This is a genomic window from Spirosoma terrae, assembly GCF_010435915.1.
Classification (GTDB): Bacteria; Bacteroidota; Bacteroidia; order Cytophagales; family Spirosomataceae; genus Spirosoma; species Spirosoma terrae.
Window position 1 is genome coordinate 390304 of record NZ_JAAFZH010000005.1, and the last position, 12300, is coordinate 402603.

A 12300-nucleotide genomic window follows, 5' to 3' on the forward strand; every position below is an offset into this window, starting at 1 on the left:
GTTGACAAGAGGGAAAGATGGTTTATGGTTTATAGTTTATGGTTAGCTGACGCAGAATAGTTGCTGACGCGTCAGCCAACTATGAACCATAAACTGTAAACCATTAAACTGAGAGTATAGTCTCCAGATCGGCGGGGGAGTAGTTGATGCTTTTAAGCGTTTTGTGATCGGCATCCCGATAAACCAGGAACTTACCATCTGATTCTACGTAGTGACAGGGGACTCCCTTGGCCTGATACTGGGCTACGGTTGCTTCCGCTTCGTCGACCGTCAGGCAGGCTTTGCTCATATTTGACCGTTGAACCTCTTCGAAAAGCGTTTTGAATGTATCACCTAAGCCAAATTCCAGCACCGCTCCCGACAGTACGTACTGCAAATCGCAAAGGGCGTCGGCTACCGCTACAATATCGCCCTGGGCAATAGCATCGCGGAATTCATCGAGTTCTTCGGCTAGCAGGGCCAACCGTAGGTTACAACGAGCTTCGGAGGGTATTTGTGGCGTATCAAGAACGGGTGCGTGAAACGTTCGGTGAAATTCAGCAACCTGTGCAAGTGAGTCTGGAGAGTGCATTCTAAACTATAATTACGTTGATTTATTGATTTCGCTGAGTGGGATTTTATCCCCTATTCTAATCACTTTGCTCTGGCGTAGTGATCGTAAGCCAATTTGGCGATGTCGGCAATGATTTTCTCGTTCGTTGCCATACGTTCGGTTGAGTTTGTCACGAACACACTAATCGCCATGTGCCCGCCATTCGGCAGGGCAATAAAACCCGCATCGTTGACAGCGCCCATTAATCCATCTTTATTGGTGCCCGACGTACCTGTTTTGTGGGCAACTAACGTACCCGCAGGCAGTAGTTTCTTGAGTCGATCCTGTCCCGTTGTGGTGCCCAGCATTACGTTCCAAAGGAACTTATGGCTGCTGGCAGAGAGGATTTTGTGCTGATAAAATAACTTCATCAAACTGAGCATCGCTGTCTGCGTAGTCCAGTTCGTGTATTGCACGTTCCAGTTCCCTTTGGCCTGCATCATCGCTTCCGTATCTCGAATGGATACATCCCGAATGCCAAGCTGATGAATGAAAGCTTCGACCTGTTTCGGTCCGCCAAGCAGTCGAAAAAGGTAGTCGCAGGCGCTGCCATCACTGTCAGCAACCATGTAGCGAATAATATCGGATAAGGGTAAGTCCACCTCGCCGTTAGGATAGTCTTCCCCCATTGGACTGTGCAGTCCGGGAGTTAAATCGCTTTTCTTTACGTGCATCTTCTGGGTGAGTTTGAACCGACGTTTGTCGACTTCTTTCAACACAGCCAGGGCAACGTGAAACTTATATACACTCTGCATAGGCACGTGCTTATCGCCATTAATGAGGAGTGTCTGGTGGTTACCAAAGTTGTAGATCCCTACGCTCACCGTTGCTTTCTTATTTTTGATGACTTGCTCAATTTTTGTCTGCAGCTCTTTCACCTGAGCGTGAATTGGTGAAATGGAAAATAGCAGCGCAACAAATAACAAAGCAGGTCTCATAAGATAGCGGAAGGGAAAAACGTCTGATTGCAAAGATAAGGTGGGTGCCCGTAATCATGGCACACTGTAACGATTGGCCTGTCAGTTTAGCAAGTGGTCCGGCTAATTACGTTTAATCACAGTCCAGAGATCAGGTTTGTTTTGAACAGCTTGATGGCAATGGCCAGCAGGATGATGCCGAAGATCTTACGGAGTACCGACAAACCACCTGATCCTAACCGTGTTTCGAGCCATCCCGATGATTTCAGAACCGCATAGATCAGCAAGAGATTGAGAATAATGCCAACAATAATATTGGCGATCTGGTATTCGGCACGTAACGAAATAATGGTAGTTAGCGTACCGGCTCCGGCAATGAGGGGGAAAGCAATCGGTACAATATGCGTTGCGCCACCCGATGCGTGTTCTTCCGGTTTGAAAATCGTCCGGCCCAGAATCATTTCGAGGCCAATCAGGAATATGATCAGCGCACCGGCCACGGCAAAGGACGCTACGTCGACGCCAAACAGTTTCAGGATACGTTCGCCTACAAACAGAAAGGAAACCATCAGTACACCCGATACAATTGTTGCCTGCTCAGATTCTATTTTACCAACTTTCTGGCGCAGATCGATAATGACGGGAAGTGAGCCAATCACGTCAATGACCGAAAACAGAATGAGCGTGACAGAAGCAATTTCTTTTATATTAAACATGGTAGGTTGTCATTCTTAACCGATTATTGCTGGAATGACAAAAGGAATCGCTTTAAGGTTTCAATATCGACGTCGGTGATAGCAGGAAAATTCGCAATACGGAACGTAGTGTTTTTCCAGTCGCCATACCCATTGCCGAGTGTGATGCCTGCCTGCTGGGCCGATGCCTTCACTGCTTTGATTGCCGATTCAGAACCTTCAACCGCAATAACCGTATCAGAACGCTCGGCCGTATTATTAACTAGCAGATGAAAAGGCGAGCCCGCCATATCCTGCTCGAAAAACTGATACCATGCCTTCGCCCGGTTACGCGTTGTTACGTCGACTTCGGCAATGGGGGGTACTTGTTGCAACACCCGCATCAGCAGGTAAATACCCAGGCCATTGGGTGTGTAAGGCGTCTGGAACTTGGCAAAGTTCTCATGAATAAACAGGAGGCTATTGTAATGGGCATTTTCGCCGATTTCCTGGGCTCGTTTCAGGGCTGCCGGCGAGTAGACCAGAACAGCTAAGCCAGCCGGGAGGCCAAAACATTTTTGTACAGAAGCAAACCAGACGTCGGCCAATGTCCAGTCGAAAGCAATACCAGCCATAGACGAAACCGCATCGACGGCAATGAGTGCAGAGCCGTCGATGCTCGTAAATTCCCGTCGAAACTGGGCCATTGTTTCCATCGTCACCTGCGTGCCATTGGAGGTTTCGTTTTGCACCAGGCATAGCACATCGGCCTGATTCAATTCGGTCGGCGGTTTGATGCGGTATGCATATTCGGCCCATTTCTTGCCAAAAGCCCCGCTGTAGGGGTGTAGACTGGCCGCTCTGGTTAGTGATTGAGCTACAATTTCCCAACATTCCGTTGCCGACGATACGAACGCAATATGATAATCTGCCGGAATGCTGAGTTTATCGTGCAGCAACTGAACCGCTTCTTTAACAACATCCATGAAACCAGCGCTACGGTGGTTGAGACTGACAATACCCTCGCGGATGGCGTCAACTGCATAATCAGCGACCTGCGGATATACTTTCGATGGACCGGGATAAAAGGTGATCATTACGTCTTGCTTTGGTAGGGAGTTTATGGTTTGTTGTTCATAGTTTATTGTTACATAAACCATGAACGACAAACCATAAGCCATTATAAACTTAACAAATACCGTACTGCCATTTCGTAGCCTTTCAGGCCAAGGCCGACAATAATACCTTTGCATTTGGCCGACAGGTAGCTGTGATGGCGAAACGACTCGCGAGCATGAACGTTGGAAATATGGACCTCGATGGTCAGAGCGGTTATGGCCGAAAGCGCATCGGCAATGGCAATAGACGTGTGGGTATACGCTCCCGCATTGATGACGATTCCATCGACTGTAAAGCCCAGTTCATGAATTTTATCGATCAGCTCGCCTTCGTGGTTTGACTGAAAATAGCGAAGTTGCACGTCAGGAAACTGCTCTTCCAGCGTTTTGAGATAATCGACGAACGAGCGATTGCCGTAAATATCTGGTTCGCGTTTGCCTAACAGGTTGAGGTTCGGGCCGTTTATGATCAGAATCTGTTTCATTGTATAGCCTGGACGGCCACGTCCGGGTTAAATCAGCATTTTATTACCTGGACGTGGCCGTCCAGGCTACCAGTATGTGGCAAAGTTATATAAACGCCTTTAAGAACTACCTCAAACTCGAACGGTCGTTGTCGGAAAACTCGGTTGAGGCTTACCTGCACGATGCTGAAAAGTTATACGAATATATCTTGCTGACCGATCCGGCCCTTTCGCCAATGCAGGTGGGCGAGAAGCAGTTAATGAATTTTCTGAAATATCTAGGCGAGCTGGGGCTGTCGGCTCACAGCCAGGCACGGATGCTTTCTGGATTGAAATCATTTTTTAAATATCTGTTGCTCGAAAACCTGATTCAGCACGATCCGACCCAACTGCTGGAAGCCCCGAAGCTGGGCCGTAAGCTTCCCGACACACTTAGTTTTCCGGAAATCGAAGCCATTTTGGCCGCTATCGACCTATCGACGCCCGGTGGTACTCGTGATCGGGCTATGCTCGAAGTTCTGTACAGCTCTGGTTTACGCGTTTCGGAACTACTGAACCTTCGCCTGACGAACTGCTATTTCGATGCTGGTTTCGTTCGGGTATTAGGGAAAGGGGATAAAGTGAGGTTGGTGCCGATAGGGCAGGATGCGATGCATTATACGCGTATCTACATCGAGCATGTTCGGGCAAAACTCGACGTACAAAAAGGGGACGAAGACACTATTTTCCTGAACTTGCGAGGTAAGCAGCTCTCCCGAATATCGGTGTTTACGACTATCAAAAAACTGGCCGATGAGGTGGGAATCAGGAAAAATATCAGTCCGCATACGTTCCGTCACTCCTTCGCCACTCACCTGATTGAAGGTGGTGCCGATTTGCGGGCGGTTCAGCAGATGCTCGGTCACGAATCGATTACCACCACCGAAATATATACCCATCTCGACCGCGACTATCTGCAGCAAACGCTACGTGAATTTCACCCCAGAAGCCAAAAGCGGTATTCGTAAACTAGCAGGGAGCAATAAAAACAAAGCCAGACGACGCGAAGTCACCTGGCTTTTTGGTTCGCTTGCTAGAGCAGTTAATTTGAAAAAAGCAGGTGCCTTTCACAGCATCCCTGTCTAGCTCGGACTTTTTTAGCAATGACTAATCTTCTAGCAGGCCTAGTAACGCATCTAGTTCATCATCAGCAATAGTACTACGTTCCGATTTATCATAAATAAAAGAGAGCGTAATTGTTTCATTGATAATCTTTACGTAGGTGATGATTCTAGCTCCGCCTGATTTTCCTGTACGTTTCGATGTAATCTTAAGCCGAACTTTATAAAAATTACCACCCAATGGTTGCCCAAGTGTTGGGTTCTCCAGTAACGTTTCGCCCAGTTGAGCCAAATCGGTTTTGATAGACGGGTACTTCTTCGCCAACCTTTTTAACTGTTTGTCGAAAACAGTTAGTGTCAGAATCTTATAGCTCATTTAACAGATCAGCCAAAGGACGCGCTTGTTTCTGACCTTTTTCGACGTCTTTCAGTTCTTGAATCGCTGCTTTCAATTCAGTAATAAGTTGTTCTTTTGTTGGCTCTTCGACTTCGTATTCAGCCAATCCGACGTAACGCTTCTTGAGCTGTTTCCAATCTTGCATCGGAATAAAAACACCTGTTGGGTTCCCTTTACTATCGTGAATAATTTGCAGATTCATACGAATGCTCTTTTCTCAAAAGTAGGCGAAAATGATTTTGATATCAAGTGGATGGGACTGTAAAAAACAAAGCCAGACGACGCGAAGTCACCTGGCTTTTTGGTTCGCTTATTAGAGCAGTTAATTTGAAAAAAGCAGGTGCCTTTCACAGCATCTCCGTCTATCAGCGAATACATATATATAACTTTACCTAGGAACGATTGTTTATCAATCGCTGAAAATTTTCAAAATTTTTTGACGCTACGTTGTCCTGCCCCGGACAAAATCTGTCCATTTACGGACATTGTTATTGTGTTGTTTTACTGTAAAAAGCCGCTCATGAGCCTCTAAATGAGGTTTTTGGAATTTGGTAATGTATTTGTACGATAAAATGTAAACTAATGGCCTTGGCTTATGCGCCGGACGTATTTGGGTGAATTTGAAGAAGTGGTTTTGCTGATGGTCGCTATTCTGGATGGAGAAGGATATGGCGTTACGGTCAGTCAGGCTCTGGAAGAACATACAGGACGTATCGTTACATTCGGTACGGTACATAATACGCTGATTCGGCTGGAAGAAAAAGGGTTTGTGCGATCGGAGTTGGGGGGGGCTACAGCCGAGCGGGGCGGGCGCCGTAAGCGCCTGTTCCGGATTACAGCCCTGGGTAGTCGGGCTCTGCAGGAAATTCAGCAGCTTCGGCAGGATCTTTGGCAGCTGTTACCGCCCAATACGCTTCAGCTCAATGGAATATGAACAAGTCCTCACCACCACGTTTTGCCCACTGGCTGCTGACTAAACTCCACCCCGACGATACGTTGGAGGAGGTGGAAGGCGATCTGGATGAACTCTATACGTACTGGTCTACCCGGTCGGGCAAAACCCAGGCTACGCTGCGATATCTGCTCAACGTAGTGTCGGTACTGCCGCCCTTTGTGCTACGGCGCAAAACCAATAAACAACAATACCATAACGCATCAAACTACCGTTTGGCTATGCTATCCAATTACCTAAAAATAGCCTATCGCTCGCTGGTAAAGCATAAAGGCTATTCCTTCATCAATATCGGTGGACTGGCCGTGGGAATGGCTGTAGCCATACTCATAGGTTTGTGGATATACGATGAACTTTCGTTTGACCGGTATTTTCAGAACTATGACCGAATTGCCAAAGTATTGCAAACCGGTACGTTTGAAGGGGAAGTGTTTCATGGAGGCTATAACCCAGCGCCAATGGGGCCGGAACTTCGGACAGTTTACGGCGATAATTTTTCGCACGTTGTTATGTCGTCCTGGACTGATGATCACATTCTGGCTTACGGTGATAAGAAACTTAGTAAATCGGGCAACTATCTGAGTGCTAATGCACCTGATATGCTCACGCTGAAAATGCTGAGTGGTACACGAGCAGGCTTAAAAGATCCATCGTCGATTTTATTGTCAGAATCGGTAGCGTACGCTCTTTTTGGCACCGCTGACCCGGTTGGTAAGAGCATGAAAATAGACAATAAGCTGGATGTGAACGTAACGGGCGTTTATGAAGATTTTCCGTACAATACGGAGTTCAGAGATATAAAATTTATTGCTCCCTGGGAGTTGTATCTGTTGGATCAACCCTGGATAAAAGAGGCTCAGGACAGCGGAGTATGGGGTAATTTCTCCTGGCAGGTACTGGTCCAGATTGCTCCCAATACAACATTTAAGACCGTATCGGAAAAAATTAAAGACATACGACTGAAACATTCGCCAGAAGTAGCCTTCATAAAGCCTAAAGTTATCCTGCAACCCATGCGTGAATGGCACCTTTACACAGGGTGGGATAAAGCCGGAAATGTAGAAGGACGGATTCAGTACGTATGGCTGTTCGGAATTATTGGCGTGTTTGTGCTGCTGCTGGCCTGTATCAATTTTATGAACCTATCGACGGCCCGTTCCGAAAAACGCGCCAAAGAGGTGGGTATACGCAAAGCGGTTGGATCGCTACGTAGCCAATTGATCAGTCAGTTTTTCAGCGAATCGCTGCTGGTTGTTGCGATTGCTTTTGTGCTGGCGATACTACTCGTGCAATTGACGCTCCCCTTTTTCAACGACGTAGCGGATAAGCGGATTGGTATTTTATGGACAAGTCCTGTATTCTGGCTCTTGATTATAGTCTTCAGTCTGCTGACCGGACTGATTGCTGGTAGTTATCCGGCCCTTTACTTATCATCGTTTCAGCCGATTAAAGTCCTAAAAGGTACTGGTTCGTCGCTACGATTCCGGGTTGGTCGGTTCACGTCCATTCCGCGTCAGGTATTGGTGGTCATACAATTTACGGTTTCAGTTACGCTCATTATCGGTACAGTCATCGTTTTTCAGCAAATTGAGTATGCTAAAAATCGGCCGGTCGGCTATGATCGAAGCGGGCTCATTACGGTTGCGATAAACACGCCAGAATTGCGTCAGCATTACAATGCGCTACGTAACGCGCTGTTGGAAACAGGAGCCATTGTCGATATGTCGACCTCGTCGGCTCCGGCGACGGATCTTAAGTCGCAGAATAGCGGTTTCGACTGGGAAGGCAAAGATCTGAACTTCAAGGATAATCTGGGAACCATAGCGGTGTCGCATGATTTTGGCAAAACAGTCGGTTGGCAGTTCGTAAAAGGACGGGACCTGTCCCGCCAATTCACCAGCGATTCATCGGGCATGGTCCTGAATGAAACAGCGGTACGGTATATGGGCCTAAAAGATCCGGTAGGTAAGCAGATTAGGTGGAACGGCAAAGTATTTCGCGTAGTGGGGATCATTAAGGATATGCTTATGGCGTCTCCCTTTGAACCAGTCCTGCAAACCGTTTATATGCTGAATTATGATTGGGCGAATGTGATTAACATAAAGCTCAATCCAGTGCGCAGCGCCAGTGAGTCACTCCCAAAAATTGAAGCCGTTTTCCGCAAATTCAACCCAGGCAGTCCGTTCGACTATAAATTTACGGATCAGGAATACGCGTCGAAATTTGCTGCCGAAGAACGTATCGGTAAACTCGGCTTACTTTTTACGGTTCTGGCCATTTTTATCTCGTGCCTCGGGTTGTTTGGGTTGGCCAGTTTTGTAGCCGAACAGCGTACGAAAGAGATCGGAATTCGGAAAGTATTGGGAGCCAGCGTAACCAGTCTTTGGCAGCTATTATCCAAGGATTTTGTGGTACTTGTACTTATTTCCTGTCTGTTTGCCGCACCAACGGCCTGGTATTTTATGGGCCGATGGCTGCAGAAATACAGCTACCATACTACTCTATCTTGGGGTGTTTTTGCCGCAGCCAGTGTAGGTGCATTGTCCGTTACGTTGTTGACGGTCAGTTTTCAGAGCATCAAAGCCGCCTTGATGAACCCGGTTCGATCGCTACGTAGTGAGTAGATAAGGAAGCCACGCCAACCCATGAAATCCCGCACCGACGAACCTCCACGTTTTGCCCACTGGCTGCTGACTAAACTCCATCCCGACGATACGTTGGAGGAGGTGGAAGGCGATCTGGATGAACTCTATACGTACTGGTCTGCCCGGTCGGGCAAAACCCAGGCTACGCTGCGGTATCTGCTCAACGTAGTGTCGGTACTGCCGCCCTTTGTGCGAAAACGTGAACAGGAACACAAGCCCTATTCGAACTTAACTACTGCCATGCTACGCAATTACCTCAAAATCGCTTATCGAACGTTGCAGAAGCATCGTTTATATAGTTTGCTGAATATTGGTGGGTTGGCCATCGGTATGGCTTGCTGCCTGCTGATCGCTTTGTATATACTCGATGAATTAAGTTACGACCGGTTCAATCCCAACTACAGCCGCATCTATCGGGTAGTCGAAAAACAGAAGCAGGCTGATGGTATTTATGATGTAGCCGTCACGCCAGGGCCATTAGCCGCATCACTGAAGAAGGATTTTCCTGAAGTGGAACTCACTACGCGCATTGGCCGATGGTCGGGTTTGTTGACGCATGGACGCCAGGCCATTGAACCAGACAAGATGCTGATTGTTGATCCCTCTTTTTTTGCCTTGTTTGACTTCCCGCTACTCTTAGGCGATGTAACGACTGCATTTCAGGGACCTGATGAGGTGATTTTTTCGGAAGGTATGGCGGAGCGGTTCTATGGTAAAGACTGGCCTTATAAGCATATACTAGGACAACTCATCCAACTAAACACTCAGCAAACCCTGAAATTGGTCGGGGTAGCCCGTAATCCACCATCCCGCTCGCATATTCAGTTTGATGTGTTATTACCCTTCAAATGGCTCGAAAAAAACGACGAGTGGAGTATGAAATGGAACAGCAACAGTTACCATACCTACCTCCAGCTACGGCCTGAATTAACGAACACATCGGCTGGCCTGGAGCCATTTGCTCATAAAATCAGAAACAGCCTACAACGCTATATTAATGGCGATAAAACGCAATTGATGCTACAGCCCCTGTCGGCTATTTATTTGCACTCAAAATTTTCGTTCGAGACCGATTGGGGCAAGCGAAGTGATATTGTTTACGTGCGAATTTTCATTGCGGTCGGGTTAATCGTTTTGCTGATAGCCATCATTAATTTCATTAATCTTGCTACAGCAAGGGCTTCAGGACGAGCTAAAGAAGTTGGCGTGCGCAAAACAATAGGTGCCCAACAGCTAAATTTAATTGGGCAATTTTTAGGCGAAGCGCTGCTAACGACGGGGCTGGCTGTTGGATTGGCCGTGTTTTTAGCCAACTTTCTAGTACCGCTTTTCAATGATATTTCAGGGAAGGTTCTGCAACTACCGTATCATCTTGGTTTATTCTGGATTCTGTTGGTTGGAATGACAGGCGTAGTGAGTTTGCTAACAGGGCTTTATCCCGCGTTTATCCTGTCGTCATTCCGTCCCGTTACGGCATTAAAAGGTATCGTCAATGCGGGGAAAGGACGTAGCTTCCGGCAAATACTGGTTATTGGACAGTTCGTTCTTTCGGTTAGCATGGGTATTGCTACCGTTGTTATTTACAAGCAGTTAAGCTTCGTACAGACGGCTAAACTGGGCTTCGATAAAGAGCATCTGATCTATCTTCGGTTAAAGGGCGATTTGCGGGCGAAGGCCTGGACCTTCAAACAGCAGGTTGAACAACTACCAGGTGTGGCAAAGGCGTCCCTCACGACGAGCAATCTGGTGGGTATCACAAATTCCGCGTTTGTTGAATGGGAGGGGCAGGCCCCGAAAGACGAATTCCTGATGACCAATATGAATATCGATCAGGATTTTGTGTCGACAGTGGGCATGAAGGTACTCGCTGGACGAAATTTCTCCGCGCAAATCCCGTCGGATACTTCCGGTACGTTGGGAGCATACCTAATTAACGAAACAGCCGCTAAACGCATGGGCTGGACGCTAAGAACGGCGCTGGGCAAGCGGATCAAGCACTGGGGACAAGATGGGCTGGTGATTGGCGTGTTGAAAGATTTTCATTTTCGACCACTTCATGTTGCCATTGAGCCGTTCATTTTTCGCTATCAGCCATCAAATCCGTATTTCAATCTGCTTGTCAAAACAGAGCCTGGCGCTATAGGCCAAACGCTTTCCAGATTGGCAGCCGTCTACAAGAAAAATGAGCCCGTATCGCCATTTTCATATGGGTTCGTAAATCAGGATCTGGATGCTCAATATAAGGCTGAACAGCGGGCAGGGCGTATTATTTTTTATTTTGCTATGTTGGCTATTCTGATAGCCTGCCTGGGATTATTTGGACTGGCTGCGTTCACAGCTGAGCAGCGCACGAAGGAAATTGGTGTGCGTAAAATATTGGGTGCCAGTATCGTCAGCCTTGTTGCTTTGCTTTCACAGGATTTTCTGAAACTGGTTTTGATTGCTATTTTGGTTGCTTCCCCAATTGCCTGGTGGTGTATGAATCAATGGCTGAATGAATTTGCCTATAAGGTTACGATCGACTGGTGGTTATTTGCTCTGGCTGGCTCACTGGCCATTGGCATCGCCTTGCTGACGGTCAGTTTTCAGAGCATCAAAGCGGCTTTGATGAACCCAGTCAAATCGTTACGTAGCGAGTAGTGGTTGGGAGTAGCGTACCGGCAAAGGGCATAACGTAGCGTATACGTTATGCCCTTTGCTGTTTTGTGTAGGTATGATTCCAGAAAAAAATTTTGTGGATCGCTACAACGTAAAAAGATTATGTTTTGGGTGTATTAGAATTGAACCGTGGAACGATAAAGCAGTACGGACAAAGGAACCTGTTCATCTGTCAACGGATTGATCATCATCGCAAAAAAATAAAGAAAAATGAAGCAGCTGGCGCAGGAAATTAGTCAGATGGCAAACCACGATCTGGCTGTTCGGGATCGTTTGCTGGCCGACGGTACGCTCTTCGACGGTTACCATCCTGACATGGAAGCCGTTCATCGGACCAATGCGGCCCGTCTGCGCGACATCATTGCGTTGATCGGCTGGCCAACCCGTTCGAAAGTCGGTAACGAAGCCAGCCAGGCCGCATGGCTGATTGCGCAGCACGCCATTGGTGAGGCTTCGTTTATGAGACACTGCTACGCCTTGATGCAGAACGTATTAGATGATATCAACCCCCAGAACGTAGCGTATCTCTACGACCGGATCTGTTATTTTGAAGGTCGTCCACAGCGGTACGGTACGCAGTATTACGACGAGCAACACATGTATCCCGTTGAAAACAAAGAAGCCGTCAATACGCTTCGCGAAGAACTACAGTTACCGCCGATACCTGAGGAACGTATCGTTGAATTTAGCCCAACCCTTGCAGAGCTTCAGCCAGATTCCGGCCCTGAGGAATGGCGTCGGAAAGCGGGCTGGATCTGATGGTTCGTACCCTTGAACGAACCA

General features: G+C 47.5%; 12 protein-coding genes. 5 read left to right on the forward strand and 7 right to left on the reverse strand.

Going from position 1 to position 12300, the window contains the following annotated elements; all coding sequences use genetic code 11:
- Positions 1–103: 103 nt before the first annotated feature.
- The 5 genes from GK108_RS14535 to aroQ form a co-directional block, all read right to left on the reverse strand.
- Positions 104–571, reverse strand: coding sequence for a pyrophosphohydrolase domain-containing protein (locus GK108_RS14535; RefSeq protein ID WP_163949473.1), 468 nt, complete (start codon positions 569–571; stop codon positions 104–106).
- Between the two features lie 62 nt (positions 572–633).
- Positions 634–1530: a class A beta-lactamase, subclass A2 gene (gene bla, locus GK108_RS14540; protein WP_163949475.1), complete on the reverse strand. Its 897-nt coding sequence runs from the start codon at positions 1528–1530 to the stop codon at positions 634–636.
- 116 nt (positions 1531–1646) lie between these two features.
- Positions 1647–2225 (reverse strand): MarC family protein, encoded by a 579-nt coding sequence (locus GK108_RS14545; RefSeq protein WP_163949478.1) that lies wholly within the window; start codon positions 2223–2225, stop codon positions 1647–1649.
- Positions 2226–2248: 23 nt separating this feature from the next.
- Positions 2249–3280, reverse strand: a complete 1032-nt coding sequence (locus GK108_RS14550; RefSeq protein ID WP_163949482.1) for an aminotransferase class V-fold PLP-dependent enzyme — start codon at positions 3278–3280, stop codon at positions 2249–2251.
- An 83-nt stretch (positions 3281–3363) separates the two neighbouring features.
- Entirely contained in the window at positions 3364–3786 is a 423-nt protein-coding gene (aroQ, locus tag GK108_RS14555) for a type II 3-dehydroquinate dehydratase (protein ID WP_163949485.1), read from the reverse strand.
- Between the two features lie 74 nt (positions 3787–3860).
- Between aroQ and xerD the strand changes: the two genes are divergently transcribed.
- A complete protein-coding gene (xerD, locus tag GK108_RS14560; RefSeq protein WP_163949488.1) occupies positions 3861–4772 on the forward strand; it encodes a site-specific tyrosine recombinase XerD in 912 nt (303 codons plus the stop codon).
- A 139-nt stretch (positions 4773–4911) separates the two neighbouring features.
- On the opposite strand, the gene GK108_RS14565 is transcribed toward xerD, so the two are convergent.
- The gene (locus GK108_RS14565; RefSeq protein ID WP_163949490.1) at positions 4912–5241 is read right to left on the reverse strand and encodes a type II toxin-antitoxin system RelE/ParE family toxin; all 330 of its coding nucleotides are present in this window, start codon (positions 5239–5241) and stop codon (positions 4912–4914) included.
- Complete coding sequence (locus GK108_RS14570) at positions 5231–5464, reverse strand: hypothetical protein (protein WP_163949493.1); 234 nt, start codon at positions 5462–5464, stop codon at positions 5231–5233. The genes GK108_RS14565 and GK108_RS14570 overlap by 11 nt, the downstream gene beginning before the upstream one ends.
- 393 nt (positions 5465–5857) lie before the next feature.
- Here GK108_RS14570 and GK108_RS14575 point away from each other — a divergent pair, with 393 nt between their 5' ends.
- From GK108_RS14575 to GK108_RS14590, 4 genes are all read left to right on the forward strand, one after another.
- On the forward strand, positions 5858–6196 hold the full coding sequence (locus GK108_RS14575; protein ID WP_163949496.1) for a PadR family transcriptional regulator: 339 nt from the start codon (positions 5858–5860) through the stop codon (positions 6194–6196).
- Positions 6193–8838 carry an ABC transporter permease gene (locus GK108_RS14580; protein WP_163949499.1) on the forward strand — a complete coding sequence of 882 codons (2646 nt, stop codon included), beginning with the start codon at positions 6193–6195 and terminating at the stop codon, positions 8836–8838. Before GK108_RS14575 ends, GK108_RS14580 begins: the two co-directional genes overlap by 4 nt.
- Positions 8839–8859: 21 nt before the next feature.
- Complete coding sequence (locus GK108_RS14585; RefSeq protein ID WP_246224902.1) at positions 8860–11499, forward strand: ABC transporter permease; 2640 nt, start codon at positions 8860–8862, stop codon at positions 11497–11499.
- A 228-nt stretch (positions 11500–11727) separates the two neighbouring features.
- Positions 11728–12276, forward strand: a complete 549-nt coding sequence (locus GK108_RS14590) for a DUF6624 domain-containing protein (protein ID WP_163949501.1) — start codon at positions 11728–11730, stop codon at positions 12274–12276.
- The last annotated feature ends 24 nt before the right edge of the window (positions 12277–12300 follow it).